Here is a 26,231-nt window from a genome sequence, read left to right on the forward strand (position 1 = left end):
TCGTGGCGTCGGCCGACGAACGGTCGAAGCGGCGGTCAGAAGAGCAGGTTGACCATCACGACGGTCACGACCGTATAGATCAGCGTCAACGGGCCGCCAACGCGCCACAGATCGCGCGGCGTGTAGCCGGCGGGGCCGGTGATCATGGGGATGATCGCGTTCGACGGCGTCAGGAAGTTGTTCGACGCCGCGAGCGCGACGGTCAGCGCGAACGCGGTCGGATTGCCGCCTGCGGCCAGCGCGAGGTTGATCGCGAGCGGCACGACGACGATCGTCGCGCCGACGTTGCCGATGGCGATCGAGAACGCGGTGGTGCCGAGCGCGATGACGATCTGCAGCACCCACGCCGGCAGCCACTCCGGCAGCAGCGCGATCGCATGCCCGGCCAACCACGCGGCTGCACCGCTCGAATCCATGGCCCAGCCCAGCGGAATCAGACAGGCCATCAGGAAGACGGTCTTCCAGCTGATCGCCGCGTAGGCCTCGTCGATGTCGATGACGCCGGCGATGAGCATGCCGGCGACGCCCGTCATCATCGCGATCGGCACCGGCAGGCGCGACGACAGCGCGAGCAGCATCGTGATCGCGAAGATCACCAGCGCGGCCTTGAGCTTGTGCGGGCGCGTCTTCGCCTTCGGGTAGTCGGTGACCACCACGAGGTCGCGTTGCGCGGTGAGCTGCGGCAGGTCGCTCCACACGCTGTGCAGCACGAGCATGTCGCCCGAGCGCAGCGCGACGTCGCGCACGTCCTCGCGGATCACGTCCTTGTCGCGATTGATCGCGAGCAGGCTGACGCCGTAGCGCCGACGCAGCTGAAGGTCACCGGCGGTGCGGCCGATGTAGCGCGAGACCGCCGGCACCACCGCTTCGGAAATGCCCGAGCGCGACGGATTGAACGTGTCGGCGAAATACTCCAGTCGCGAGCCGACCGTCAGCTTCTTGCGCTCGGCGAATTCGCGCACCTGCTGTTCCGTGCCCATCACGCCCAGCACGCTGCCGACGTTGATGCGCGAATCGGCGGGCGGCGCGAGGCGGCCTTCCTCGCCGTTGCGCAGCGCGAGGAGGTGCGGCGCGCCGAGCTGCTTTTCCGCTTCGCCGACGGTGAGCCCGGCGAGGGGGCTGTCGGGCATCACTTCGACTTCGAAGACGTCTCCGGCGATGCCGTAGGCCTCCGCGAAATAACTCTGCGTGCGACCGGGCGTCGCACCCTTGCCTTCGGTATCCGGCAGGCGACGGCTGCCGTAGTAGTGGAAGTAGGCGATCGACGCAGCCAGCAGCGCGAGGCCGATCGGCATCGGCGCGAACATCTTCAACGGCTGCAGTGTGGCCGCGCCCGACGGCAGATTGGCATTCGCCGCGATCAGCAGGTCGTTGAGCAGGATCAGGGGCGAGTTGCCCACCATCGTCAGCCCGCCGCCCATCACGATCGCCGCGGCGATCGGCATCAGGAACTTCGACAGCGGCAGGCCGGTGCGCGACGACAGGCGTGCGGCGACCGGCATGTACAGCGCCATCACCGACGGGTTCTGCATCAGCGGCGAATTGATGCCGGCCGCGGCGGTCGTCAGCAGCATGAGGCGTCGCTCGTCGCCGTGCGCGCGGCGCAGCAGCCACGCAGCGAGGCGGTTCACCGCGCCCGTGCGGTCGAGGCCCGCACCGAGGATCATCGTGCCCATCACGCTGATCACCGCGTTACCGGCGAACCCGTTGAACAGCGATTCCGGTTCGACGAGACCGGTGAGCCCCAGCAGCACCAGCACCACCAGCGCGACGACATCCGCGCGGATCCGTTCGAACAGGAACATCACCATGGTGAAGGCGGCGATCGCCAGCACCACGACCATGTCCTGCGTCAGCGGGAGTGCGGTGTCGTCCATCGCTCAGCCGACTCGCGCAGGCGCGCGATGCGCGTGGGTGGCGAGAGGGGCGAGGGCGACCGTCGCTGTCATCCGATGCGGTTGTACACGAGGTCCCAAACGCCGTGGCCGAGCTTCAGGCCGCGTTTCTCGAAATGCGTCTCCGGTCGCCATTCCGGCCGTGGCACGTGGCCGCGCGGGCCGGCGCTGTTCGCGAGGCCAGGGGTCGCATCGAGCACGTCCCACATGTGCTCCGCATAGCCTTCCCAGTCCGTCGCGAGATGGAGCAGGCCGCCCAGCGCGAGCTTGCGCACGAGCATCTGCGCGAACGCCGGCTGCACGATGCGGCGCTTGTGATGCTTCTTCTTGTGCCAGGGATCAGCGAAGTAGATGCGCACTTCCTGCAGCGCGCCGTCGGCGATCTCGTTCTCGAGCACTTCCACGGCATCGTGGTGATAGACGCGCACGTTCGGGGTGCCGTCCGCCGCGAGTGCATTGAGGAAGCGACCCACGCCCGGCGCATGCACTTCGATCCCGATGTAGTCGCGCGCTGGATCGTTCGCCGACGCGAACCGCAGCGCCTCACCATTGCCGAACCCGATCTCCATGACGCGCGGCGCGTGGCGACCGAACGCGGCGTCGAGTTCCCGCGGCGCGCCCGTGTAGTCGAGGCCGTAGCGCGGCCACAGTTCGTCGAACGCGCGCTGCTGCGCGTCGGTGAAACGCCCCTGCCGCAGCACGAAGCTGCGGATGCGGCGGTTGCCTTCCTCGACGGTGAACGGCTTCGCGTGCGGCGCGTGAGGCTCGGTCATCAGCCGATCAGTCCGTCCACCGGAGACGAGGCACTGGCGAAGCGCTTGCGCGGAATGCGCCCGGCCTTGAATGCGGTGCGTCCAGCTTCGACGGCCAGCTTCATCGCGTGCGCCATCAGCACCGGATCTTTCGCACCGGCGATCGCGGTATTCATCAGCACGCCGTCGCAGCCGAGTTCCATCGCGATGCTCGCGTCGGACGCCGTGCCGACGCCCGCGTCGACGATGATCGGCACCTTCGCCTGCTCGATGATCTCGAGTAGGTTGTACCGGTTCTGGATACCGAGGCCCGAACCGATCGGCGCGGCCAGCGGCATCACCGCGACGCAGCCGATCTCCTCGAGGCGCTTGCAGAGGATCGGGTCGTCGGACGTGTAGACCATGACGTCGAAGCCGTCGCGCACCAGCGTTTCGGCGGCGGCGAGCGTCTGCACGACGTCCGGATACAGCGTGCGCTGGTCGCCGAGCACTTCGAGCTTGACCAGCTTGTGGCCCTCGAGCAGCTCGCGCGCGAGGCGGCAGGTGCGCACCGCGTCGTCGGCGGTGTAGCAGCCGGCGGTGTTCGGCAGGATCGTGTATCGCTCGGGCGGCAGCACGTCGAGCAGGTTCGGCTCGCCCGGGTTCTGCCCGATGTTCGTGCGACGGATCGCGACGGTGACGATCTGCGCGCCGGCGGCTTCGGTCGCGACGCGGGTCTGCTCGAGGTCGGCGAACTTGCCAGTGCCGGTGAGGAGGCGGGACGAATAGCGAACACCCGCGATGACGAGCGGGTCGGTCGAGGCGAAATCGGTCATGTCGGGATTATCGCATCGTCACGGCGGGCTCAGCCCCCACCGAGCGCGTGCACGATCTCGACGCGGTCTCCCCCGTGCAGCGCATAGTCGGCGTGGCGGCTGCGCGGCACGATCTCGCCGTTGATTTCCACGGCAACGCGTCGCTGACCCAGGCCTTCGAGGTCGAGAAGATCGCGGAGACGGGTTCCGACCGGGACGACCCGCGTCTCGCCATTGAGCTGGAGGGTGAGGCTCGATTCCATCCCCGCATTGTCGCCGCCGGCGCCTCCTGGTGCACCCCGCTGCCGCTTGTCCGCCCTGCCTGACGGCGCTTGCGTAACGGGATGTTCACGTGCTTCGATGCCGGCCATCCGCCCGCGTACGCCGGCGGTTTCCCAACGTTTTCAAGGACGCAACGCATGAAACCTGTCCGTACCGCGCTGGCTGCCGCCCTTGCGCTCGCCGCGATGCCCGCCTTCGCGCAGACCTATTCGCAGACGATCTTCTTCGGCGACTCGCTGACCGACACCGGCGCGTTCCGTCCGGCGCTGGTCCAGGCCGCCGGCCCGTCCGCCGCGATCGCGGGTCGCTTCACCACCAACCCGGCGCTGATCTGGGCCGAGTACCTCGCCGACTTCTACGGCACCTCGGCCAACCCGTACTACGGCGCGAACAGCACCGTGCAGAACCCTGCTGGGACGGATTACGCAGTCGGCGGCGCATTTGTTGCGACCACGGTGCCGAGTGCGTTCGGGGCGGTTCCGTCGCTCAAGACGCAGGTCGCCGCTTACCTCAATGCCAACAGTGGACGCGCGGACCCCAACGCGTTGTACACGGTGTGGGGTGGCGCGAATGATCTCTTCGCAGTTGCTAACGGTTTAGCGCCAGCTACCACGGTGCCTACGGCAGCTGCGGCGGATGTCGCTCTGATCAAACAGCTTTCCGATGCCGGCGCGCGCTACATCCTCGTGCCGACGATTCCTGATCTGGGCCAGACCCCCGCGGCTAAGGCCAAGGGACCGGCAGCACAGGCAGGCGGTACCCAGCTTGCGACGAATTACAACACTGCGCTGTTCTCGGGCCTCGCTGCTGCGAACCTCCATGTCATCCCGCTCGACACGTTCCATCTCTTGAATGAGGTGATCGCGAGCCCCGCCGAGTTTGGAATCACCACGACGCTCAACGGCACCGCCTGCCAGCCGCAGATCACCGCGCAGTCGCTGACCTGCAACCCGACGACCTACGTCAACGTCAATGCGCCGTACACCTATCTGTTCGCCGACGGCGTGCATCCGACGCTTGCCGGTCACCAGATCATGGGCGACTACGCGATCTCGATCCTCGAGGCGCCGCGCCAGGTGCAGCTGCTGACGCACACCACGTCGGTGATCAACCGTGCGCGTTCGGAAGTCGTCGGCGGTGAAGCGCTGGCGCGTTCGCTGGTCGATGGCGACGCGATGCACTGGTGGATCAACGCGCGCGGCGATTTCCAGCGCTACGGCAAGGGCGACCTGTACGACGGCGTCGGTCCGTCGCTCACCGGCGGCGTGGACTGGAAGTCGGGCAACCTCGTGTACGGCGCGTTCGGCGGCTTCGGTCGCGCGTCGTTCGACTGGGGCCAGCGCGGCGGCGAGTTCGACCAGCGTGACGCCGCGCTCGGCGGCTACATCGCCTGGCACAGCGGCGCGGCATGGGTCGACGGCCAGATCAGCTACACGCGCACCAACTACGACCTCGACCGTCACGTGCGGCTGGGCAATGCCGAGCGCATCCATCGCGGCGACACCAACGGCAACACGCTGACGATCGGCGCCGAGGGCGGTTGGGAGTTCGGCACGGGCGCGTTCAAGCACGGCCCGGTGGTCGGCGTGCTGTCGCAGCACATCGACATCGACGGCTTCCAGGAAGACCAGGCGTCGCTGTCGACCTCGCTGGCCTACCCGGACCAGTCGTTCGACTCGCTGATCGGCAAGGTCGGCTGGCAGGCGCATTACGACGCCGCGTCGGTGATGCCGTACGCCCGCCTGACCGTCGACAAGGAGTTCGAGGACCAGCCCGAGCAGGCCTTCGCGCGTTCGCAGTCGCTGGGCACCACGGGTGACTACGCTGTGCCGGGCGTGATGCTCGACGACACGTACTCGACGCTGACGTTCGGCGTGCGCACCAAGACCTTCGGTCTCGACGCCAACATCGGCGCCAGCCTCACCGCGACGCAGAAGGGTGGCAACGACGCGTCGGTGTTCCTGACCGTCGGCAGCGGGTTCTGATCGACCGGCCGCGCGCGTTGCCAAGCGGCGCGCGCGCGGCCTAGACTTCGCCCCATCGCGGGTGTAGTTCAATGGTAGAACTGCAGCTTCCCAAGCTGCTAGCGTGGGTTCGATTCCCATCACCCGCTCCACATTTTCGAAACGGCGACCCGTCACACTGGTCGCCGTTTTCTTTTGCGCCAGGGGAACCGATTGGACACCGCGTCGTCCCGCATCGTGGTCGGCTGGCGTGAGCGCGTGGCGTTGCCGGACCTCGGCCTCGCCGCACTGCGCGCGAAGATCGACACCGGCGCCCGCACGTCGGCGCTGCACGTCGACGCGCAGTGGCGGTTTGAGCAGGACGGCGCGCCCTGGGTCGGTTTCCGCATCAGCCCCGGCGGCCGCCAGGTGGTCGAACTCACCGCGCCGGTGCACGACGAACGCGATGTCGTCGACTCCGGCGGTCATCGCACCACACGAATCTTCCTCCGCATGCGCATGCGGCTGGCGAGCGTGGAGCGGGATATTGAGGTCAACCTCGCCGACCGTCGTGGCATGCGCTTTCCCATGCTGATCGGCCGCACCGCACTCTCCGGAATTTTTACGGTCGATCCGTCACGATCCTTCCTGCACGGCCGCGCTCCGCGACGGTCGCCTCTCCCGGCGCTCCCATGAAACTCGCGATCCTCTCGCGCAACAGTTCGCTGTACTCCACGCGCCGGCTCGTCGAGGCCGCGCGCGAAGCCGGTCATGTCGTCCGCGTGCTCGATCCGCTGCGCTGCTACATGCGCATCGCGTCGGAAGGCTTCGCCATGCATTACAAGGGCAAGCCGCTGACAGGCTTCGACGCGGTGCTGCCGCGCATCGGCGCATCGGTCACGCGCTACGGTTCGGCCGTGCTTCGCCAGTTCGAACTGATGGGCACGTACACACCGAATCCGTCCGACGCGATCCTGCGCGCGCGCGACAAGCTGCGCGCGCACCAGTTGATGGCCGCGGAAGGCATCCGCATGCCGGTGACGGTGTTCGGCGACAACCCGGACGACACCAGCGACCTGCTCAAGCTGCTCGGTCCGTCGCCGCACGTCATCAAGCTCACGGAGAGTTCGCAGGGCGCGGGCGTGATCCTCGCGGAGAAGCTGTCGGCGTCGCGCGGCATCACCGAAGCGCTGCGCGGCCTGTACGCGAATTTCCTCGTGCAGGAATTCATCGCCGAAGCGAAGGGCGCCGACCTGCGCTGCTTCGTCGTCGGCGACAAGGTGATCGCGGCGATGCGCCGCCAGGCGCCGGCCGGCGAGTTCCGGTCGAACCTGCACCGCGGCGGCAGCGCGGTCGGGGTCAAGGCGTCGAAGGCGGAGGTCGAGGTCGCCGTCCGGGCGACGCAGGTACTCGGCCTGGGGGTCGCGGGCGTCGACCTGATCCGCTCCGACCGGGGGCCGCTGGTCCTGGAGGTGAACGCTTCACCCGGCCTCGAAGGCATCGAAAGCGCCTCGAAAAAGGACGTTGCCGGTGAAATCGTGCGGTTTGTTGCACAGGCGTGCCCGCCGAAAAAGCCGTCGCGAACCGTCCGTAAGAAATAACGGATTCCTAACGAAAAAACCGGTCTGCCCTTAACCATCGTTTAAGGGTTTCGGGCGTAGCGTGCCCCGACCGCAGCTCATCCCGGGGTGGCTCCTCGGCGGGCCGCGGTAATCGGGGTAACACCTTTTTGCCCGGGCGCATGCGTCCGGGCACTTTTTTTGGTGCCGCCGGTCGGATGTGAAGACGAAGCATGAACAGCCGTCTGACAGAATCGAGACCATGCACACACGAACCCCCGATCCCCGCGCACACAACCCGCATCCGATGGCCGCGGGCGGTAGCCGGCTCCAGCCCCAGGAAACCTCCATGCGCATCCTTGTGATCGAGGACAACCCCGACATCGCGGCCAACCTCGGCGACTTCCTCGAGGACCGCGGGCACACCGTCGACTTCGCGGCGGATGGCATCACCGGCCTGCATCTCGCCGTGGTGCACGACTTCGACGCGATCGTGCTCGACCTCAACCTGCCGGGCCTCGACGGCCTGGAGGTCTGCCGCAAGCTGCGCAACGAAGCGCGCAAGCAGACGCCGGTACTGATGCTCACCGCGCGCGACTCGCTCGACAACAAGCTCGCGGGTTTCGACTCGGGCGCCGACGACTACCTCATCAAGCCGTTCGCGCTGCAGGAAGTGGAAGTGCGACTCGCGGCGCTGTCGCGTCGCGGGCGCGGCGTGCAGACGCGCGTGCTCAACGTCGCCGACCTCGAATACAACCTCGATACGCTCGAAGTGCGCCGGCAGGGCAAGCTGCTGCAGCTCAACCCGACCGCGCTGAAGATCCTGCAGGCGTTGATGGAAGCGTCGCCGGCCGTGGTGACGCGCCAGGAACTCGAAACGCGCGTCTGGGGCGAGGAGCTTCCGGACTCCGACTCGCTGCGCGTGCACATCCACGGCCTGCGTTCGGTCGTCGACAAGCCGTTCGGCACGCCGCTGATCCAGACGCGCCACGGCATCGGCTATCGCATCGCCGCGCCCGACGGCGGCGCCTGAGCCGATCGATCCCGGCATCGCGCGGCCCTCGTGAGCGGCCGCGCGAACGCATAGACTGCGTGCATCCCGTACGTCCCTGACGACCATGGCGTCCGCCCCGGCCGAGACCCCGCGCGCCCGCACGCGCACCCGCTACCGTCGACGCCTGCGCAGCCGAATCATTCTCGGCTTCGTGTTGCTCGGCTTCGGGTTGACGTTGCTGCTGGCGTTCGCGACCAACTGGGTGCGCGACACCGTCGAGGACGAACTCGTCACCGATGTGATGAATCGCAACATCGACGAGGTGGCGCGTCAGTACTCGCGTGATCCGACACGTCAGCCGGCCATCGCGGTGCAGCAGTTCTTCGCGCGTGTCGTGCCGGCCGGGAAATTCGACAAGCTCAAGGCCGAACAACCCGAGTGGTATGCGCTCGGCGATGGCATCCACACGGTGCGGGGCGTCAACGATGACGGCACGCCGTTCGCTTACCGGCTCGCGGTGCGCAAGACGAACCAGGCGTGGTTCTTCCTCGCGATGGACCTCACGGAGTCCGAGCGCGGCAAAGGACGTTTCAACCAGCTGCTGATCGGCGTCATCCTGTTCTTTACGCTGCTTTCGTTTCTTCTCGGATGGTGGTCCGCCTCTCGCGTCATGAGCCCTGTGCTCGAACTCGCGAAGCGGTTGAAGCGGTCGCGTAGCGGCTTGACCGAGCCGCTTGCCAATGACTTTGCGGACGATGAAGTCGGACAGCTCGCCGCGGCGCTCGACGAATACTCCGCGCGCCTGACGCATGTCGTGCAGCGCGATCGCGAATTCAATGCGGACGTCAGCCACGAACTGCGCACGCCGCTCGCGGTGATTCGCGGTGCGATCGAGCTTCTGCTGGCGCGGCAGGACTTCGACGAGAAGACCCGGAACCGCCTGCTGCGCATCCAGCGTTCGGAGCAGCAATGCACCGACCTCATCGGCGCGTTGTTGCTGCTCTCGCGCAACGAGCGCGGCTCCGGCAGTACGGATGTCGCGAAGGTATCCGAGCAGTTGATCGAGGCGCATCGCGCGCAGCTCGGTGGCAAACCGGTGACGTTACGCGTCGAGGGGCAGCGCGGGCTGATCGTCGATGCGCCCGAGTCCGCGGTGACCGTCGCGCTCAATAACCTGATCGGCAATGCCGTGAAGTACACGGCGTCGGGCGAAGTCGTGGTGCGACTCCAGCCGCTGGCGGTGGACGTGATCGATTCCGGCCCGGGCCTCAGTCCCGAGGATGCGGCGCGCCTGTTCGAGCGCGGCTACCGCGGCACGCACGCCGGCCATTCGCAGGGCGGCGGCATTGGCCTGTCGATCGTGCGGCGCCTCTGCGAACTCTACGGTTGGGACGTGCAGGTCAAGCCGGGTGCGGAGCGCGGCGTCGTGGCGACACTGACGTTCGGCTGATTGGTTGTATGCGCGCTCACTGCGCCGCCTAGCGCGATCGACGCAAGCAAGAGACGCATCGGCGTCGCGTGTCGACCTAGTGCGGTACTGCTCGGGTTCCGCTTCGATGCGAAGCAAAAAGGCCGACATGACGTCGGCCTTCTTGCATTCCAACATCGGACAGTTAGCCCGCCAGCGGCTCGAGCCAGCCGTAGCGATCCGGTGTCGTGCCTTCGAACAGGCCGAAGAACAGATCCTGGATGCGCTTGGTCACCGGGCCCGGCTTGCCGGCGCCGACCTGGCGGCCGTCGACCGAGCGGATCGGCGTGATCTCCGCCGCGGTGCCGCACATGAAGAGTTCGTCGCAGAGGTAGAGGTATTCGCGCGGGATGTCGCGCTCGATGACGGTGATGCCGCCCTCGCGCGCGAGCGTCATGATCGTGTTGCGCGTGATGCCGTTGAGCAGCGCGGCGCTGACGGGCGTGGTGTGCAGCGCGCCGTCGAATACGAGGAACAGGTTCTCGCCAGCGCCTTCGCTGAGCAGGCCGGTCGAGGCGAGCGCGATGCCTTCGCCGAAGCCGAGGCGACGTGCTTCGCGCGCGATCAGCTGGCCCGACAGGTAATTGCCGCCGGCTTTCGCGCCGGCCGGAATCGTGTTCGGCGCGAAGCGCTGCCAGCTCGAGACGCAGGCGTCGATGCCCTGTTCGAGCACGCCCTCGCCGAGGTACGGGCCCATGAACCACGAGGCGACCGACACGTCGACCGGCGTCTCCGCCGACAGGCCGAAACCACCGAGGCCGCGATAGGCGAGGGGACGCAGGTAGGCGCGCGTCAGGCCGTTGCGCAGGATCACGTCACGGCAGGCCGCGTTGATCTCGTCGAGCGAGTACGGCAGGTCCATCTCGTAGATGCGCGCCGACGCGAACAGGCGACGGTTGTGGTCGGTGAGACGGAAGATCGCCGGACCGTTCGGCGTCTGGTAACAGCGGATGCCCTCGAACACCGACGAGCCGTAATGCAGCGCATGCGACATCACGTGGGTGGTGGCCTCGGCCCACGGCTTGATCGTGCCGTTGTGCCAGATCCATTCGGGGTAGTGCATGCGCGCGGTCCGGTGAAGGGAGACCGCACATTGTCCCACGAGGCGGCGGTGCGCCGTCAGTAGACCGGTGGATCCGGCGGCGTATCGGGCGGGACGCTGTCTTGCGGCTTCGGCGCAACACGGCGCGCGCCGCCCTCGACGATCCACCAGCAGTCGAGATACTTGCGCAGGCCGAATACGGCGCGGATCGGCGTGCTCCCGCGCGCGGAGGTCTGCTCGAGCCGCAGGGCGACCGGTGGGCGCGTCGGCACGGTGGTGGGGTACGGATCGTCCGGATTACCCGGCCAGACGGGCTGCAGGTCCACCAGGGGGCGGTCGACGACGGCCTGGAGGCGGTCCATCAACGCATAGCCTTCGCGGGTGCCGATCCCGTCCCAGAGGTAGACGCCGGCGAGGCGGTTCACGTCATGCGCCTCGACCGCCGAGGTCACCTCGTAGGCCAGGTCGCGCAGCGTGCGCGGGCAGGCAGGGCGATAGGACCGCAGCTGTGGGGTGCTCGGGGCCGGGGGCGCCGCGGCCCGCTCCCGGGCGCCGATCGCCTCGCAGCGCCGGTCGGTGTAGACGACGGTGCCGTCGGCCAGCGTGCAGTGGCGCACCTGCGCCGCGACCGTTAAGGGGAGCGTGCAGAGGAGGAGGGCGAGGAGGAGCAGGAGGCGACGTCGCACCCGCCAAGCCTAAAGCCGGCGCGCGTCGGCGTCGCCCCGTCGCGGTCAGAACCGGACGAAATAGCAGCCCGCGTACCGCTCGACGTTCAGCTCGAGCGACTGCGGCGCGTTCTTGCCGACGACGGACATCTGCAGGATGCCGGCGCGGCCATCCGCCGACGAGTTGTCGTTCGACGCGAGCTGCAGGCCGAAGCCGATCTGCGCGTCGAAGTACTGCGTCGATACGAGTTGCTCATGCGTGAGCTTTTCCAGTCGCGCCATCAGCGGCATCGCCTGCTGCTTGCTCATGCCCGCCCACTGCCAGCTCTCGGCGAGACGGTTCACGTCGCGCATCGCCATGGAACCCTGGATGTCCATCGCGAGTTGCGTGGGCGTGCGGGCGCAACCGTCGGCAAGCGAGCGACGGCCGACACCTGCCGTACTCGCGATCGCATTGCTCTGGTTGGCATCGGCGTACGCCTCGGGCTCGCGCGTCGCTTCGCTGGCGAGGCGCATGCCGAGATCCTGCGACATCGCTTCAGGCGACGCTCCGAACATCGCGCAGGGCTTGTCGGTGTAGACCGACGTGCCATCGGCGGCGCGGCAACGCTGGATGCCTGTAAACGCCGCCTGTGCGTCGTGCGATGCCGGCAGCGTCAGGCCGAGGCCCAGCGCGAACGTGAGAACGGACATCGGGACTTTCATGGCACGCACCTGCGAACTTCGGTGCGTGAAATGCTGGGAACGACCGCGTCAACGCGAAGTGTGACGGAGGCCTCTTAACTGAATCAGTTGCGAACCAAACCGGCGCATTCAGCGCAATTGGCCGAGAACGTTCAGAGTCGGTTTCGAAAGATTCAACGTGTAGAAGTGAAGCGACGGTGCGCCGCCGTCGATCAAGCGGCGGCAGAGCTGCGCGACGACTTCCGCGCCGAACGCGCGGACGCTTTCCGCGTCGTCCGCGTACGCGAGCATGCGCTGTGCGATCCACCGCGGAATCTCCGCACCGCAGAGCTCGGAGAAGCGGCGGATCTGGCTGAAGTTCGCGATGGGCATGACACCGGGCACGACGGGGATGTCGATGCCGGCGCGACGCACGTCGTCGACGAAGCGGAAGTAGGCGTCGGCGTTGTAGAAGTACTGCGTGATCGCACCGTTCGCGCCCGCGCGCACCTTGCCGATGAAGTTCTTCAGGTCGACCTGCGCGTCGCGCGCCTGCGGATGCATCTCCGGGTACGCGGCGACCTCGATGTGGAAATGGTCGCCGGTTTCCTCGCGGATGAAGCTCACGAGCTCATCGGCGTAGCGCAGCTCACCGGCGCTGACCGTGCCCGACGGCAGGTCGCCACGCAGTGCCACCAGCCGCTTGGCGCCGAGCGCGCGATAGAGCTTCAACAGGCCGCGGATTTCCTCACGCGAGCCGCCCATGCAGGTGAGGTGCGGCGCGGCATCGAAACCGTCGGTGCGCAGCTTCTGGATTGTCTCGGGGGTATGGCTGAGCGTCGAACCGCCGGCGCCGAAGGTGACGCTGACGTACTCCGGCCCGTGTGCCTTGAGCTTGGCGACCGTCTTGTCGAGCTGGGCGTGCTGCTCGGGCGTCTTCGGCGGGTAGAACTCGAAGCTGACGGGAACCATGGCGCGCCCAGAGGAGAAGTGGGCGCATTCTATCTCTCTATCGCGATGGATAGAAACTGAGTCGGTGGTCCGGCTCGCGAATGCGACGGCGTGTGCCGCGTCTTGGGCGCAGTTACTGCGAGGTCCGCGCCGTATCCGCGCGCGCGCTGCCGTGCAGGATATGCCCCGTATTCGTATCGAGCGACGCCGCGTGCCCCGAGGTATCGAGCAGCAGGAACGGCACGCCGCCGGTTTTCAGCTCGTAGGGGCTGAACCAGCTCATCGCACTCGCCGGTGTCGCCGCGCCGACCGCGATCACGCGTTCCGGGAAGCCCGCATGGCGCAGCACGTCGTCGGTCTGGCGGTCGTTGCGCGCCATGATCTTCTCGCGCACCAGATTCGGCAGGGCGAGCGAGGGATCGAGCGCGCTGCGGTGCAACCCGAGGCCCGAATCGAACGTCATCTCACGCGTGTTCGCCGCCGCCCACATGAGCGCGCACGCACTCGCGCAGCGACCGGCCACGCGCACCGCGAGGCCGCGCGCGTTCGCGAGTTCCGCCACGCGCAACGCCTGCGCACGCATGCCGCCCGGTCCGCTGACGATCAGGCGCTGCGTCTCCGGATGGCTCTGCAGCGCGGCGCGGACATCGTCTTCGAAGCGTCGGCCGATGACGCCGCTGATCCGCAATGCGTGCTCGGACGGGACGGCTTCGACTGCCGCATTGTCGTCGTCGACATCGGGTACGTCGGCGGCACGCACGGTGCCTGCGGCCATCAGAAGGGCGAGGTTCGCCACGACGAGAAAGCGCTTCACGGATGCATCTTCGGTTCGGAATCCCCGACCTCATCCTCGCGCAATGGTTGGGGCGCTCCGTGCCGTTCGTCGCGAAACAATCCAAAACTCGGCAACTGAATGTGCGCGGGTCCGCAATTTCACGGTAGTGATTCACGGCGCGATCACGCCGACCGTGCTGGCGGCGGCACAAGAACGGCCGCTTCTCGTTCTAAAGCCGCTCGCCCTTTCACGTTGGGTCGTCGCAAAGGAAAACGGGCGCCGAAGCGCCCGTTTCCCTGTGTTGCGATACCGCCGCTTGGATCAGTAGCGGTAGTGGTCCGGCTTGTACGGGCCTTCCTTGTCCACGCCGAGGTACGCGGCCTGGTCGTCGGTCAGCACGGTCAGCTTCACGCCGATCTTCTCGAGGTGCAGGCGAGCGACTTCCTCGTCGAGCTTCTTCGGCAGGATGTAGACCTTCGCCTCGTACTCGTCCTTATTCGCCCACAGATCGAGCTGCGCGAGCGTCTGGTTCGAGAACGAGTTCGACATGACGAAGCTCGGGTGGCCGGTGGCGCAGCCGAGGTTCACCAGGCGGCCTTCGGCCAGCAGGAAGATCGAGTTGCCGTTCGCGAACGTGTACTTGTCGACCTGCGGCTTGATGTTGGTGCGAACCGCGCCCGAGGTGTTCAGCGCATCGACCTGGATCTCGTTGTCGAAGTGGCCGATGTTGCAGACGATCGCCTGGTCCTTCATGCGCGACATGTGCTCGAGCGTGATGACGTCCTTGTTGCCGGTCGTCGTCACGTAGATGTCGCCGCGGCCGAGCGTGGACTCGACGGTGTTGACCTCGAAGCCTTCCATCGCGGCCTGCAGGGCGTTGATCGGGTCGATCTCGGTGACGACCACGCGCGCACCGTAGGCCCGCAGCGAGTGCGCCGAACCCTTGCCGACGTCGCCGTAGCCGCAGACCACCGCGACCTTGCCGGCGAGCATCACGTCCATCGCGCGCTTCAGGCCATCGGCCAGCGACTCGCGGCAGCCGTAGAGGTTGTCGAACTTCGACTTGGTGACCGAGTCGTTGACGTTGATCGCCGGCACCAGCAGCGAGCCTTCCTCGGCGAGCTTGTAGAGGCGGTGCACGCCGGTGGTGGTCTCTTCCGAGACGCCCTTCCAGTCGGCGACGACCTTGTGCCAGAAGCCCGGGCGCTCATCCTTGACGCGCTTGAGCAGGTTCTTGATGACCTGCTCCTCGTGGGAGCCGGACGGGGAGTTGACCCAGTCGGAACCGTTCTCGAGCTCGTAGCCCTTGTGGATCAGCAGGGTGACGTCGCCGCCGTCGTCGACGACGAGCTGCGGGCCCAGGCCACCCGGGAAGGTCAGCGCGTCGAGCGTGCAGTCCCAGTACTCCTCGAGCGACTCGCCCTTCCACGCGAACACCGGCGTGCCCGATGCGGCGATCGCCGCCGCGGCGTGGTCCTGCGTCGAAAAGATGTTGCACGAGGCCCAGCGCACGTCGGCGCCGAGGTCCTTCAGCGTCTCGATCAGCACGCCGGTCTGGATCGTCATGTGCAGCGAGCCGGTGACGCGCACGCCGGCGAGCGGCTTGCTCGGCGCGTACTTGCGGCGGATCGACATCAGGCCCGGCATTTCCTGCTCGGCGATGTCGAGTTCCTTGCGGCCCCAGTCGGCGAGCGAGATGTCGGCGACCTTGTAGTCGCCCTCGGTCGAAAAGGTCTTGATCTGTGCGTTCATGGATTGCTCCGTTCAGGAGTCCAGAAGGACTCGCGTCAAACGGGCGCCGTTGCAGGAAAACCGTGCCGAGCCTGATTCCGGTGTGACACCACGCCTGACGGCGGCCGGACTTGCAGCGCCCCTCGGCAGGGCCCGCGAATTGTACAGCGAGGCGGCCCGCGGCACTCGTGGCGCTGTCGGGATGCCAGTCGGTTTGAGGCTTACGCGGCTAGTCCACCGCGAAGCGGCCGTTGGAGCGAGTGCTGCCGCTCACTCGCTACGGTGGCGGCGTATGAAGTCGGCGACTTCGCGTGACGATGCCTCGAGTGAGCGTCACCAATCCGTGGGCCGATAGTCCTTCAGGAACTGACCCCAGACGTGTTCGCCGGTGTTGATGCCGTGGATGATCGGATCGACGATGCGTGCCGCGCCGTCGACGATGTCCAGCGGCGGATGGAAGCGCTCATCGACGACCTTGCGCGCTGCGATCTCCACCGGATCCTCGTCCGTCACCCAACCGGTGTCGACCGAATTCATGTGGATGCCGTCGGCCTGGTAATCCGCGGCCGACGTGCGCGTCATCATGTTGAGCGCCGCTTTCGCCATGTTCGTATGCGGATGACGCGTCGTCTTGAAGTTGCGATAGAACTGACCTTCCACCGCCGACACGTTGACGATGTGCTTGTCGCGACCGGGCGTGCGCAGCATCAGCGGCTTCAATCGCGCATTGATGATGAAGGGCGCGACGGCATTGACGAGCTGCGTCTCCAGCAGCTCGACCGCGGGCACCTCGTGCATCAGCAGTCGCCATGAATTGCGACCGCGCAGGTCGACCTGCTGCAGGTCCTTGTCGAGCTGGCCTTCGGGGAAGAGGTGCTTCTGGCCGAGGAGTTCGTCGGCGAGGAGCGGCACCTGCGACAGTTCCGCCGCGCGCGTCAGACCGGCGGCATCGTGCAGCGCACTTTCGCCGTGCGACATGAGCGACTGCGCGGTATCGCCTTCCGGCAGCATCGCGTAGCCGCGCAGGCCTTCGTAACGACCGACGAGCCGACGGATCTGTTCAGGCGCGTCATGCAGCGCCGCGGTTTCGCCGGCCATCATGTGCGCGTAGAAGCCGGGCGGACGTCGCACCGTCTGGCAGGCATTGTTGATGATGAAATCGAGCCGATCATGCGTGCGCAGCATCTCGCTGCAGAACGCTTCGACGCTCGGCGTGTGTCGCAGGTCGAGGCCGAAGATTTCCAGGCGATCGCTCCACTCCGCGAAGTCCGGCTCCTGCGCGTAACGCATCGCGGAATCGCGCGGGAAACGTGTCGTCACGATCAAACGCGCGCCGGCGCGCAGCAGCTTGATGCCGGCCTGATACCCGATTTTGACGCGGCCACCCGTCAGCAGCGCAACGCGCCCCGACAGGTCCGCCAGCTCGCCGCGCTTGAAGAAATTTAAGTCCGCGCACGGCGGGCAGAGCTGGTCGTAGAAGTGATGGACCTGCGTGTACTTCTGTTTGCAGACGTAGCAGGTCAGCACTTCCGGCGACTCGCGTTCCGGCGTGTCGACATGCACTGCGGGGGCTTCCAGCGCGAGGCGATCAGGCCCGCGCGGCGGCAGGTAGTTCGGTGTGGTGAACACCGGCTTGCGGCGCAGCTCGCGGATGCCGGTGCTGTCGAGCAACGCTTCGGTGCGACGCACGTTCTCGGCATTGCGCTCGCGTTCGCGATTCTTTTGCCGTTCCTTGCGCGCCTTGCGATCCGGATGGAACGCGGCGGCGATCGACGCATGCAGCCGTGCGCGATCCTCGGCGGGCAACGCGTCGAGGACGGTACGGTCCGTGGCGACCTGCGTCAGCAACGCCGTGGCATCGCGCACGCGGTCGAGCAGGGCGGTATCAGCGGACGGGGAGGCGTGCGGGGCCGCCGCCGCGGGATTCGGGGTCATGAGCAGGATGTCGAGCGGAGCCGGGGCGGCCTCCGGCCGCGGGCGGTGCGGCATTTTCGCATTGCGACCCCTGTCAGCGGCTGTGCGCACATGAACGCGAATAGCGGGCGATCGATTCCTCGTTCCGCACGGCACAGCGATCGCGACTCCGGTCGCGTCCGCCATGCCTTCTGGCGCATGACAGTCCAGCGGCCGGATGCGAAGCATGGCGATTCGCCCGCTTCGGAACCGCCACGTGCCCCGTCACGCCCACCTGTTGCGCCACGTTCTCCTTCCCACCCTGCTGTCGCTGGCCTGCGCCGGCGTCGCGATCGGCCAGCCAGCGGCGCTCACCACGCCGAACGCCGCGAAAGCCGACGCCGGCTACCGCCTGCCCGCCGCCGAGTTGCAGGCCATCGTCGACGCCCCGCGGCCGCCGCAGCTGCTGCTCGGGCCGAAGCGCGACGTCGCCGCGATGCTGCAGACGCCGCCGCTCCCGTCGATCCGCCTGGTCGCGCAGCCCGAACTCAAGCTCGCCGGCATCCGCATCAACGCGCGGAGCTATGCGCCGAGCCGATTCTCGTTCGGCAGCGACCTGTGGCTGATGGACGTCGCCACCGGCAAGAACGCGAAGATCGACGGCCTGCCGCAGCCCCTGTCGGTCGCGGGCGCGGTGTGGTCGCCGGACCAGCGCTTCCTCGCGTTAAACCAGCAGGACCCGGTGAGCGGCGCGAACGAGGTGTGGCTGGTCGACGTGCAGGCGCGCAAGGCGCGTCGCGTCGCGGCCGGTCTGAACACCGTGATGGAAGCGCCGCGCTGGATGCCTGATTCGCGCAACCTGCTGGTGAACCTGCGTCCCGCAGGGCAGGGTGAGCCGCCCGCAGGCGACAGCGCGCCCGCCGGCCCGAACGTGCAGGAAACGCAGGGCAGCGGCACCGTGCGCCAGCTGCGCACCTACCAGGACATGCTGCGCAGCGAGACCGATGCGCGCGTGCTCGACCACTACCTCACCGCGCAGCCCGCGCTGGTGTCGGTCGATGGCGAAGTCCGCACGATCGGCGAACCCGCGCGCTACGTCGACGTCGCACCGTCGCCGGACGGTCGCCACCTGCTCGTGCAGACGATCGATCGTCCGTATTCCTACATCGTCCCGCTGTCGTACTTCCCGCGGCGCATCGCGGTGGTCGGGCTCGACGGTCGCGCCGAACACACCATCGCCACGCTTCCATTGTTCGAAGGCCTGCCGAACGGCAACGACGCCGTGCCGACGGGCGTGCGCGACATCGAATGGCGCAGCGACGCGCCGGCCACGCTCGTCTGGGCCGAAGCGCAGGACGGCGGCGATCCCGCGAAGGCGGCCGACATCCGCGACGTCGTCTACCAGCAGGCGGCACCGTTCGATGCGGCGCCGACCGTGCTCGCAAAACTCGCCACGCGTTTCGCCGGCGCGACGTGGGGTCGCGGCGACGTCGCGCTGGTGGACGAGTTCTGGTGGAAGACGCGCCAGCAGAAGCAGTGGCTGGTCGCGCCCGATGCACCGACGATCGCGCCACGCCTCGTGCACGAAGGCTCCAGCGAAGATCGCTACGCCGACCCGGGCAACGCGGTCACCACGCGCAACGGCAGCTACCTGCCGCGTCTGCAGTTCACTGCGGACGGCAGCGCGTTCTTCCGCATCGGCGACGGCGCATCGCCCGAGGGCGACCGCCCGTTCGTCGATCGCGTGAACCTGGCGGACTTCGCCACGACGCGCGTGTTCCGTTCGGCGGCGCCGAACTACACCGCACCCGTCGCGGTGCTCGACGATGCCGGCAACCGCCTGCTGGTGACGCAGGAGTCGCCCGCGAATCCGCCGAACTACTTCGTGCGCGACGACAAGGGCGCGTTGCGCGCGCTCACCGCGTTCAAGCATCCGACACCGCAGCTCAAGGACATCCGCAAGGAGCAGATCCGCTACAAGCGCAAGGACGGTGTCGAGCTGACCGGCACGCTGTACCTGCCACCGGGCTTCAGGCCGGGCAAGGACAAGCCGCTGCCGCTGCTGATGTGGGCGTATCCGGCCGAGTTCAAATCCGCCGCGGCGGCGTCGCAGGTCACCGATTCGCCGTACCGCTTCAATGCGGTGAGCTACTGGGGTCCGCTACCGTTCCTCGCGCGCGGCTTCGCGGTGCTCGACGATCCGTCCATGCCGATCGTGGGCGAGGGCGATCGCGAGCCGAACGACACCTACATCGAGCAGCTCACCTCGAGTGCGCAGGCGGCGGTCGACGAAGTCGTGCGTCGTGGCATCGCCGATCGCGATCGCATCGCCGTGGGCGGGCATTCGTACGGCGCGTTCATGACGGCGAACCTGCTCGCGCACACGCGCCTGTTCAAGGCGGGCGTCGCACGCAGCGGCGCGTACAACCGCACGCTCACGCCGTTCGGCTTCCAGGCCGAGGAACGCAACTACTGGGACGCGCGCGAGACGTACATGACGATGTCGCCGTTCAACTACGTCAAGGACATCAAGGACGCGCTCCTGATGATCCACGGCGAAGACGACAACAACTCCGGCACGGTCCCGATCCAGAGCGAACGCATGTTCGCCGCGATCAAGGGCGTCGGCGGCACGGCGCGCCTGGTGATGCTGCCGCGCGAAGCGCACGGCTACCGCGCGCGCGAGTCGATCATGACGATGCTCGCAGAAACGGACGACTGGCTGACGCGTTACGTGAAGAATGCCAAGGCGACTGCGCCGTCCGCATCGGCGAGCGCCGCAGCGAAGTGACGCGAGCGACACATTCCGTCGTTCCATGAAAAAGGGCCGCATCTCGCGGCCCTTTTTCTTTGCCGGATCGCTCCGGCGATGAAGCGAAGCCGATTAGATCCCGGCTTCCTTGCGCAGCGCGTCGGCGCGGTCGGTCTTCTCCCACGAGAACGCCGTGGCGGTTTCCGACTTGCCGTCCTGACCCGTGTAGGTCAGCTCGTAGGGCGCACGGCCGAAGTGGCCGTAAGCCGCCGTCGGCTGGTACACCGGGTGGATCAGGTCGAGCATCTTGACGATGCCGTACGGGCGCAGGTCGAAGTGCGCGCGGATCAGCTGCTCGATCTTCTCGTCGGAGATCTTGCCGGTGCCGAACGTGGTGACCGAGATCGAGGTCGGCTCGGCGACGCCGATCGCGTACGACACCTGCACCTCGCAGCGCTCGGCGAGGCCGGCCGCGACGATGTTCTTCGCGACGTAGCGCGCGGCATACGCCGCCGAGCGGTCGACCTTCGACGGATCCTTGCCCGAGAACGCGCCGCCGCCGTGGCGGGCCATGCCACCGTAGCTGTCGACGATGATCTTGCGACCGGTCAGGCCGCAGTCGCCCACCGGGCCGCCGATCACGAAGATGCCGGTCGGATTGATGTGCACCTTGTGCTTCGGCAGCGACGACAGCCACTCGGCCGGAAGCACCGGCTTCAGGATTTCGTCGTAGACGGCCTCGACGAGGTCCTTCTGCGCGATGTCCGGATCGTGCTGGGTCGACAGCACCACGGCGTCGAGGCCGACGACCTTGTGGTTGTTGTCATAGCGCAGCGTGACCTGCGACTTCGCATCCGGGCGCAGCCACTTCAGCGTGCCGTTCTTGCGGACCTTGGCCTGCTGCTCGACGAGGCGGTGGCTGTAGTACAGCGGCGCCGGCATGAACTCCGGGGCTTCATCGCAGGCATAGCCGAACATCAGGCCCTGGTCGCCCGCGCCCTGTTCTTCCGGCGACGTGCGGTCAACGCCCGCGGCGATGTCCGGCGACTGCTTGCCGAGCATGTTGATGATCGCGCAGGTGTGGCCGTCGAAGCCGACGTTCGAGTTGTCGTAGCCGATCGCGTTGATCACGTTGCGCGCGAGCGACTCGATGTCGACCCACGCCGACGTCGTGACTTCGCCGGCGACGATCGCGGCGCCGGTCTTCACCATCGTCTCGCAGGCCACGCGGGCGCGCTTGTCCTGCGCGAGGATCGCGTCGAGGACGGCGTCGGAGATCTGGTCGGCGATCTTGTCCGGATGGCCTTCCGAGACCGATTCCGAGGTGAAGAGGTAGCTGGACATCGGGCTTTATCCTTGTATTCGGATAGAAAGATGGCCGCGCATGATACAGGCTCGGCCCGGCCGGTGCATTCTGCGCCGGCCCACGCGCGGAAGGGGTCAACGGCGGTTCAGAACACGGTCGCCCGCGCCTGCAGGAACGAATAGAAGAACACGGCGTTCGGGTCGTTCTGGACCTGGTGCATCTCGCGGCGCACCCCATCGACGATGTCGGGCGTGACGACGCCGGCCTCGATCAGGTTGTCCGCGGCCGACAGCAGCAGTTCCTCCCAGAACGCGATCATGACCTTGCGACGCGCCGGCTCGCGATTGTCGAAGTAGAACGTCTTCACTTCCGTCGAGACGTCGCGGTAGCCACCGGCGAGCAGCAGGTTGCCGAGCTTCGCGCCCACGAACGGGTCGCCGCCGTGTTCGTGCTGGAAGTCGTTGAACGCCATCCAGTAGCGCCAGACGTTCGGCGAATACGGGTCGAGGAAGAACGAGGAGTTCATGACCTCGGTGATGTAGACCGGCGAGCCCGGATTGAGCACGCGGCGCACCTCGTTGAGCACGCGGGCGGGCGACGGCACGTGTTCGAGCACCCAGCACAGGAACGCGCCGTCGAAACTGCGCGGCTCGAAGGGCAGGTCGGTGGCGTCGGCCTGCTTCAGTTCGTAGCGGCCGTCGAGCCAGGGCTTGCCGCCGAGATGCTCACGCGCCGCTTCGAGCTGCGGCTCGCTCAGGTCGATGCAGGTGACGTGCAGGTCGGGAAAGCGCCGCAGCAGGATCTCCGTCTGCGCGCCGACGCCGCTACCGACCTCGAGCACGCGACGCGCGCCGGTGTAGTCGATCGTCGAGAAGATCGTCGACTCGGCGATGCGCGCCTGCTTGAGCAGGCGGGCCTGCTCGGTGCGCGAAAAGCCGTGCAGGTAGACGTGGTCGGTGTCGTCGTGGTCGGTCATCGTGGGCCTCCGTGCGCCACATCATGGACGCGACGCGCTAAGCGTCCGTGACATCGACCGGCAGCGGGCGGCTTCGGCTGGAACACGATGTCGCGGGAGCGCGACTGCAACGCGGCGGGTAGATCAGGCCGCGAGTTCGAGCGGCGTGCCGGCGATCAGGGCGTCGAAATAGTCGCGGGTCAGGCGCAACTGCGCGTCGGCCGTCTCCGCGCGGTTGACGACGGCACGGAACGCCGCGTTTTCCGGCCTGTCCTTCGCGTACCAGCCCAGGTGCTTGCGCGCGATGCGCACGCCGGAGACTCCGCCGTAGAACGCATGCAGCGCCTCGAGGTGGCCAAGCAGGACGTCGCGCACCTCCTCGAGCGAGGGCGGTGCAAGTTCTTCGCTCGTCGCGAGGAAATGCGCGACCTCGCGGAAGATCCACGGTCGGCCTTGCGCGGCGCGGCCGATCATCACCGCGTCGCAGCCGGTGTAGGCGAGTACCTCGGCGGCCTTGCGCGGGGAGTCGACATCGCCGTTCGCGACGACCGGAATCGACAGCGCCGCTTTGACCATCGCGATCGTGTCGTACTCGGCGAACCCGGTGTACTGCTGGTCGCGCGTGCGGCCGTGGATCGCGAGCGAGGCCATGCCCGCGCTTTCGGCGATGCGCGCGATGGTCAGCGCGTTCTTCGCGTCCGCCGCCCAACCGGTGCGGATCTTCAGCGTGACCGGCACGTCGACCGCGTTGACCACGGCATCGAGGATGCGGCCGACCAGCGCCTCGTCGCGCATCAGCGCCGAGCCCGCCCAGGCGTTGCACACCTTCTTGGCCGGGCAGCCCATGTTGATGTCGATGATCTGCGCGCCGTGCTCGACGTTGTGACGCGCCGCGTCGGCCATCGCCTCGGGGATCGTGCCAGCGATCTGCACGCTGATCGGCGCGGGTTCGTCGACGTGGTCCATGCGGTGGCGCGACTTCGCGGTCGTCCAGAAGCGCGGGTCCGACGTCGTCATTTCCGACACGCACAGCCCCGCGCCCAGCCGCTTGCACAGCAGCCGGAACGGTTTGTCGGTAACGCCCGCCATGGGCGCGAGGATCACGCGCGGCGCGATCTCGTAGGGGCCGATGCGCATGCCGCCATTCTAAGCGGCGCGGTCAGGCGGGGAGCGCGGCGTCCGGGAAGCGGGTGTGGACGGCGTCGCGTGCCGGCATCGACGGCGCTGCGCCGGGCTGTTCGGTCGACACGCTGGCGTAAGCGATCGCGTAGCGGATGTTCGCCGCGAAAGCCTGGCCGGGCCGCAGCGCGAGGGACGCGGCGAGCGCGCCGTTGAAGGCATCGCCCGCGCCCGTGGTGTCGACGACGGCGACCTTCGGCGCGGGAATCCGGTAGTGCGACGCGTCGTCACCGCGGCGGCGCGAGTCCGCATGCGAGACGAACGCACCTGCGGAGCCGAGCGTGACGACGACGGTGCCGTTCGGCACGAGTTCCCGGCAGATCGCGTGCAGCGCAGGATCGGCCAGCGCGCGTACCGCGTCTGCATCGAGCTCGCGACCCAGGTGCGTGCGCACCAGCGCAGCGAATTCTGTCTCGTTCGGCGTCACGATGTCGGTGGCCGCAAGCAATGCGGCATCGACACGCACGTTCGCCGGCGCGGGATTGAGCATCGTGAGCGCACCGCTCGCACGTGCGAGTGCGAACGCTTCGATCGCGGCTTCGCTGGGTGTCTCGAGCTGTGCGAGCACGACGGCCGGCACGTCGCCCGACAACGTCCCACGCACGTGCACTGCGGTCAGCGTGTCGTTCGCGCCACCGGCGACGGCGATGGAATTGCGACCCTTGGCATCGACGAAGATGCCCGCCGAACCGGTCGGCAGATCGCTGTGTGCATCGCGCAGGTCGATGTCGTCCGCAACGGCGAGCGATCGCGCGTAGGCACCGCCCGCGTCCTCACCGAGCGCGCAGATGAAGCGCGTCGCCGCACCCGAACGCGCGGCAGCGACCGCCTGGTTGAAGCCCTTGCCACCCGGCCCGCTCATGTAGCGGGCGGAGCGTGTTTCGCCCGCGACCGGAAGCGCGTCCAGCATCCAGACATGGTCGACGTTGAAGCTGCCGACGACGGCGACGATCCGACTCATGCGTTCTCCTGGACCAACGTGCCCTGGTGGTACACCGCGCGCCAGTCGGCCGCGTCGCGCCGCCACAGCGTCATGCGGCGGGTGACGCGCGGACCCTGGTGCAGCGTGTAGGTCAATAGATAGATGTCGACGCCGAGCGCGCGGCAGCGGAAGTCCTCGCAGCGCCAGTCGTCGTCGTACGCGCCGTTCGCATAGCGGCGGTCGAGTTCGTCCAGCACGAACGCGCGGTCGTAGCGCCGGCCCGACGCGCCGGTTTCCCAGAAGTCGTCGGCGACCATCCGCTCGAAGTCGGCACGCGAGGTGCCGATTTCGGGGCGATGAAAGAGCGGCTCGCGGGCAATGAGCGCCGCGAGCACATCGTCAGGGGGCGTCGACATCCGTCGCCCCGTGGGCGGCCACGCGCGCGCCGGCGCCGTGGCGATGACGGAACAGCGGCACGAACAGGATCGCCATCGCGAGCGAGTAGAGCGCGAACGTCGTCCAGATGCCGTGCCAGTCCTTCGCGCCGCCCGGGCCGGTGAAGAACCGATCGATCATCCAGCCGCTGATCGAGCTGCCCAGCACGGCACCGATGCCGTTCGTCATCAGCATGAAGAGGCCCTGCGCCGAGGCGCGGATGCGCGGGTCGCTCTGCTGCTCGACGAACAGGGAACCAGAGATGTTGAAGAAGTCGAACGCCATGCCGTAGACGATGCAGCTCAGCACGATCATCCACAGGCCCGGGCCCGGATCGCCGTAGGCGAACAGGCCGAAGCGCAGGAACCAGGCGATCATGGAGATCGTCATCACTGTCTTGATGCCGAAGCGCTTCAGGAAGAACGGGATGGTCAGGATGAAGAGCGTTTCGGAGATCTGCGAGATCGAAACGATCACCGCCGCGTGGCGGACGCCGAACGAATCCTTGAACTGCGGCAGCGACTCGAAGTCCTTCAGGAACGTCACGCCATAGGCGTTGGTGAGCTGCAGCGCGGCGCCCAGCAGCATCGCGAAGATGAAGAACACCGCCATGTTGCGGTCGCGGAACAGGCGGAACGACGTCAGGCCCAGCGCGTCGATCAGCGAACGGCTCTCGTCGCGACCGAGGCGCGGCGGCGCGGCGGGCAGAGTGAAGCCGTAAATGCCGAGCAGGAACGAGCCGGCGGCCGCGACGTAGAACTGGCCCGGCGACGACTCGAAGCCCAGCCAGCTCGTGGTCCACGTCGCGGCGATGAAGCCGACGGTGCCCCAGACGCGGATGGGCGGGTAGTCGCGCACCACGTCCATGCCCTGCTGCTTGAGCGCGTTGTACGCCACCGCGATCGCGAGCGAGATGGTCGGCATGTAGCAGAGCATCGTCGCGAGGATCAGCCAGAAGAACTGGTTCGGATCCGCCGCGCGCGGCAGCAGGCACAGGAACACGCCGCCGAGAATGTGCAGCGCACCGTAGAGACGTTCGGCGTTGATCCAGCGGTCGGCGACGATGCCCATCAGCGACGGCATGAACAATGCCGAGATGCCCATGGTCGAGAAGATCGCGCCGAAGCTGGTGCCCGACCACTGGCGGTTCTGGAACCAGTAGGCGCCGACGGTGATCAGCCACGCCCCCCAGACGAAGAACTGGAGGAAGTTCATCAGCGTGAGGCGGAGCTTGAGATTCACAGGCGGTCCTGCTGGGCGCGGAAGTCGCCGCAG

The 26,231-nt window shown here is 67.4% G+C and carries 23 protein-coding genes, 1 tRNA gene and 1 riboswitch; of the genes, 7 read left to right on the forward strand and 17 right to left on the reverse strand.

The window, feature by feature from the left end; all coding sequences use genetic code 11:
- Positions 1-35: 35 nt before the first annotated feature.
- From EVS83_RS09585 to thiS, 4 genes are all read right to left on the reverse strand, one after another.
- Complete coding sequence (locus EVS83_RS09585; RefSeq protein ID WP_133500822.1) at positions 36-1,877, reverse strand: SLC13 family permease; 1,842 nt, start codon at positions 1,875-1,877, stop codon at positions 36-38.
- Positions 1,878-1,945: 68 nt separating this feature from the next.
- Positions 1,946-2,668, reverse strand: a complete 723-nt coding sequence (gene trmB / locus EVS83_RS09590; RefSeq protein WP_133500823.1) for a tRNA (guanosine(46)-N7)-methyltransferase TrmB — start codon at positions 2,666-2,668, stop codon at positions 1,946-1,948.
- Positions 2,668-3,462 (reverse strand): thiazole synthase, encoded by a 795-nt coding sequence (locus tag EVS83_RS09595; protein ID WP_133500824.1) that lies wholly within the window; start codon positions 3,460-3,462, stop codon positions 2,668-2,670. The genes trmB and EVS83_RS09595 overlap by 1 nt, the downstream gene beginning before the upstream one ends.
- 29 nt (positions 3,463-3,491) lie before the next feature.
- Positions 3,492-3,704: a sulfur carrier protein ThiS gene (gene thiS, locus EVS83_RS09600; protein WP_133500825.1), complete on the reverse strand. Its 213-nt coding sequence runs from the start codon at positions 3,702-3,704 to the stop codon at positions 3,492-3,494.
- Between the two features lie 156 nt (positions 3,705-3,860).
- Here thiS and EVS83_RS09605 point away from each other — a divergent pair, with 156 nt between their 5' ends.
- The 6 genes from EVS83_RS09605 (at position 3,861) to EVS83_RS09630 (ending at position 9,669) form a co-directional block, all read left to right on the forward strand.
- On the forward strand, positions 3,861-5,708 hold the full coding sequence (locus EVS83_RS09605) for an autotransporter domain-containing protein (RefSeq protein WP_133500826.1): 1,848 nt from the start codon (positions 3,861-3,863) through the stop codon (positions 5,706-5,708).
- Positions 5,709-5,765: 57 nt separating this feature from the next.
- A tRNA-Gly gene (locus EVS83_RS09610) sits at positions 5,766-5,839 on the forward strand.
- Positions 5,840-5,900: 61 nt separating this feature from the next.
- Positions 5,901-6,362, forward strand: coding sequence for an ATP-dependent zinc protease family protein (locus tag EVS83_RS09615; protein WP_208108726.1), 462 nt, complete (start codon positions 5,901-5,903; stop codon positions 6,360-6,362).
- A complete protein-coding gene (gene rimK, locus EVS83_RS09620; RefSeq protein WP_133500827.1) occupies positions 6,359-7,267 on the forward strand; it encodes a 30S ribosomal protein S6--L-glutamate ligase in 909 nt (302 codons plus the stop codon). Before EVS83_RS09615 ends, rimK begins: the two co-directional genes overlap by 4 nt.
- A 307-nt stretch (positions 7,268-7,574) precedes the next feature.
- A complete protein-coding gene (locus tag EVS83_RS09625) occupies positions 7,575-8,258 on the forward strand; it encodes a response regulator transcription factor (protein ID WP_133500828.1) in 684 nt (227 codons plus the stop codon).
- Between the two features lie 85 nt (positions 8,259-8,343).
- The gene (locus EVS83_RS09630) at positions 8,344-9,669 is read left to right on the forward strand and encodes a sensor histidine kinase (RefSeq protein WP_133500829.1); all 1,326 of its coding nucleotides are present in this window, start codon (positions 8,344-8,346) and stop codon (positions 9,667-9,669) included.
- A gap of 163 nt (positions 9,670-9,832) precedes the next feature.
- On the opposite strand, the gene EVS83_RS09635 is transcribed toward EVS83_RS09630, so the two are convergent.
- From EVS83_RS09635 to EVS83_RS09665, 7 genes are all read right to left on the reverse strand, one after another.
- Positions 9,833-10,750, reverse strand: a complete 918-nt coding sequence (locus tag EVS83_RS09635; protein WP_133500830.1) for a branched-chain amino acid transaminase — start codon at positions 10,748-10,750, stop codon at positions 9,833-9,835.
- A 56-nt stretch (positions 10,751-10,806) separates the two neighbouring features.
- On the reverse strand, positions 10,807-11,415 hold the full coding sequence (locus EVS83_RS09640; RefSeq protein ID WP_133500831.1) for a hypothetical protein: 609 nt from the start codon (positions 11,413-11,415) through the stop codon (positions 10,807-10,809).
- A 45-nt stretch (positions 11,416-11,460) separates the two neighbouring features.
- Positions 11,461-12,087 (reverse strand): hypothetical protein, encoded by a 627-nt coding sequence (locus EVS83_RS09645; protein WP_133500832.1) that lies wholly within the window; start codon positions 12,085-12,087, stop codon positions 11,461-11,463.
- 120 nt (positions 12,088-12,207) lie between these two features.
- Positions 12,208-13,029 (reverse strand): methylenetetrahydrofolate reductase [NAD(P)H], encoded by an 822-nt coding sequence (metF, locus tag EVS83_RS09650; protein WP_133500833.1) that lies wholly within the window; start codon positions 13,027-13,029, stop codon positions 12,208-12,210.
- 112 nt (positions 13,030-13,141) lie between these two features.
- The gene (locus EVS83_RS09655; protein WP_133500834.1) at positions 13,142-13,822 is read right to left on the reverse strand and encodes a hypothetical protein; all 681 of its coding nucleotides are present in this window, start codon (positions 13,820-13,822) and stop codon (positions 13,142-13,144) included.
- A gap of 282 nt (positions 13,823-14,104) precedes the next feature.
- The gene (gene ahcY, locus EVS83_RS09660) at positions 14,105-15,535 is read right to left on the reverse strand and encodes an adenosylhomocysteinase (RefSeq protein WP_133500835.1); all 1,431 of its coding nucleotides are present in this window, start codon (positions 15,533-15,535) and stop codon (positions 14,105-14,107) included.
- A gap of 34 nt (positions 15,536-15,569) precedes the next feature.
- Positions 15,570-15,665, reverse strand: a riboswitch (S-adenosyl-L-homocysteine riboswitch).
- A gap of 182 nt (positions 15,666-15,847) precedes the next feature.
- A complete protein-coding gene (locus EVS83_RS09665; RefSeq protein ID WP_133500836.1) occupies positions 15,848-17,449 on the reverse strand; it encodes an SDR family NAD(P)-dependent oxidoreductase in 1,602 nt (533 codons plus the stop codon).
- 205 nt (positions 17,450-17,654) lie between these two features.
- Here EVS83_RS09665 and EVS83_RS09670 point away from each other — a divergent pair, with 205 nt between their 5' ends.
- Positions 17,655-20,198, forward strand: a complete 2,544-nt coding sequence (locus tag EVS83_RS09670; RefSeq protein ID WP_133500837.1) for a S9 family peptidase — start codon at positions 17,655-17,657, stop codon at positions 20,196-20,198.
- A 93-nt stretch (positions 20,199-20,291) separates the two neighbouring features.
- On the opposite strand, the gene metK is transcribed toward EVS83_RS09670, so the two are convergent.
- The 6 genes from metK to EVS83_RS09700 form a co-directional block, all read right to left on the reverse strand.
- A complete protein-coding gene (metK, locus tag EVS83_RS09675; protein WP_133500838.1) occupies positions 20,292-21,503 on the reverse strand; it encodes a methionine adenosyltransferase in 1,212 nt (403 codons plus the stop codon).
- Positions 21,504-21,610: 107 nt separating this feature from the next.
- The gene (locus tag EVS83_RS09680; RefSeq protein ID WP_133500839.1) at positions 21,611-22,441 is read right to left on the reverse strand and encodes a class I SAM-dependent methyltransferase; all 831 of its coding nucleotides are present in this window, start codon (positions 22,439-22,441) and stop codon (positions 21,611-21,613) included.
- A 123-nt stretch (positions 22,442-22,564) separates the two neighbouring features.
- On the reverse strand, positions 22,565-23,557 hold the full coding sequence (gene dusB, locus EVS83_RS09685) for a tRNA dihydrouridine synthase DusB (RefSeq protein WP_133500840.1): 993 nt from the start codon (positions 23,555-23,557) through the stop codon (positions 22,565-22,567).
- 22 nt (positions 23,558-23,579) lie between these two features.
- A complete protein-coding gene (locus EVS83_RS09690; protein WP_133500841.1) occupies positions 23,580-24,560 on the reverse strand; it encodes a ribokinase in 981 nt (326 codons plus the stop codon).
- Complete coding sequence (locus tag EVS83_RS09695; RefSeq protein WP_133500842.1) at positions 24,557-24,937, reverse strand: nuclear transport factor 2 family protein; 381 nt, start codon at positions 24,935-24,937, stop codon at positions 24,557-24,559. The genes EVS83_RS09690 and EVS83_RS09695 overlap by 4 nt, the downstream gene beginning before the upstream one ends.
- Positions 24,921-26,198 (reverse strand): nucleoside permease, encoded by a 1,278-nt coding sequence (locus tag EVS83_RS09700; protein WP_133500843.1) that lies wholly within the window; start codon positions 26,196-26,198, stop codon positions 24,921-24,923. Before EVS83_RS09700 ends, EVS83_RS09695 begins: the two co-directional genes overlap by 17 nt.
- Positions 26,199-26,231: the final 33 nt, after the last annotated feature.

Origin of the sequence: Cognatilysobacter terrigena, from assembly GCF_004361065.1 — a bacterium.
Taxonomy (GTDB): domain Bacteria; phylum Pseudomonadota; class Gammaproteobacteria; order Xanthomonadales; family Xanthomonadaceae; genus Cognatilysobacter; species Cognatilysobacter terrigena.

Excerpts from the sequence above, each read along its gene's own strand:
- EVS83_RS09665 (WP_133500836.1), bottom strand. The coding sequence starts at position 17,449 with ATGACCCCGAATCCCGCGGCGGCGGCCCCGCACGCCTCCCCGTCCGCT.
- EVS83_RS09630 (WP_133500829.1), top strand. The coding sequence starts at position 8,344 with ATGGCGTCCGCCCCGGCCGAGACCCCGCGCGCCCGCACGCGCACCCGC.
- EVS83_RS09585 (WP_133500822.1), bottom strand. The coding sequence starts at position 1,877 with ATGGACGACACCGCACTCCCGCTGACGCAGGACATGGTCGTGGTGCTG.
- thiS (WP_133500825.1), bottom strand. The coding sequence starts at position 3,704 with ATGGAATCGAGCCTCACCCTCCAGCTCAATGGCGAGACGCGGGTCGTC.
- ahcY (WP_133500835.1), bottom strand. The coding sequence starts at position 15,535 with ATGAACGCACAGATCAAGACCTTTTCGACCGAGGGCGACTACAAGGTC.
- EVS83_RS09625 (WP_133500828.1), top strand. The coding sequence starts at position 7,575 with ATGCGCATCCTTGTGATCGAGGACAACCCCGACATCGCGGCCAACCTC.
- metF (WP_133500833.1), bottom strand. The coding sequence starts at position 13,029 with ATGGTTCCCGTCAGCTTCGAGTTCTACCCGCCGAAGACGCCCGAGCAG.
- EVS83_RS09605 (WP_133500826.1), top strand. The coding sequence starts at position 3,861 with ATGAAACCTGTCCGTACCGCGCTGGCTGCCGCCCTTGCGCTCGCCGCG.
- EVS83_RS09670 (WP_133500837.1), top strand. The coding sequence starts at position 17,655 with ATGGCGATTCGCCCGCTTCGGAACCGCCACGTGCCCCGTCACGCCCAC.
- dusB (WP_133500840.1), bottom strand. The coding sequence starts at position 23,557 with ATGCGCATCGGCCCCTACGAGATCGCGCCGCGCGTGATCCTCGCGCCC.
- EVS83_RS09635 (WP_133500830.1), bottom strand. The coding sequence starts at position 10,750 with ATGCACTACCCCGAATGGATCTGGCACAACGGCACGATCAAGCCGTGG.
- trmB (WP_133500823.1), bottom strand. The coding sequence starts at position 2,668 with ATGACCGAGCCTCACGCGCCGCACGCGAAGCCGTTCACCGTCGAGGAA.
- EVS83_RS09595 (WP_133500824.1), bottom strand. The coding sequence starts at position 3,462 with ATGACCGATTTCGCCTCGACCGACCCGCTCGTCATCGCGGGTGTTCGC.
- EVS83_RS09645 (WP_133500832.1), bottom strand. The coding sequence starts at position 12,087 with ATGTCCGTTCTCACGTTCGCGCTGGGCCTCGGCCTGACGCTGCCGGCA.
- EVS83_RS09695 (WP_133500842.1), bottom strand. The coding sequence starts at position 24,937 with ATGTCGACGCCCCCTGACGATGTGCTCGCGGCGCTCATTGCCCGCGAG.
- EVS83_RS09690 (WP_133500841.1), bottom strand. The coding sequence starts at position 24,560 with ATGAGTCGGATCGTCGCCGTCGTCGGCAGCTTCAACGTCGACCATGTC.
- metK (WP_133500838.1), bottom strand. The coding sequence starts at position 21,503 with ATGTCCAGCTACCTCTTCACCTCGGAATCGGTCTCGGAAGGCCATCCG.
- EVS83_RS09680 (WP_133500839.1), bottom strand. The coding sequence starts at position 22,441 with ATGACCGACCACGACGACACCGACCACGTCTACCTGCACGGCTTTTCG.
- rimK (WP_133500827.1), top strand. The coding sequence starts at position 6,359 with ATGAAACTCGCGATCCTCTCGCGCAACAGTTCGCTGTACTCCACGCGC.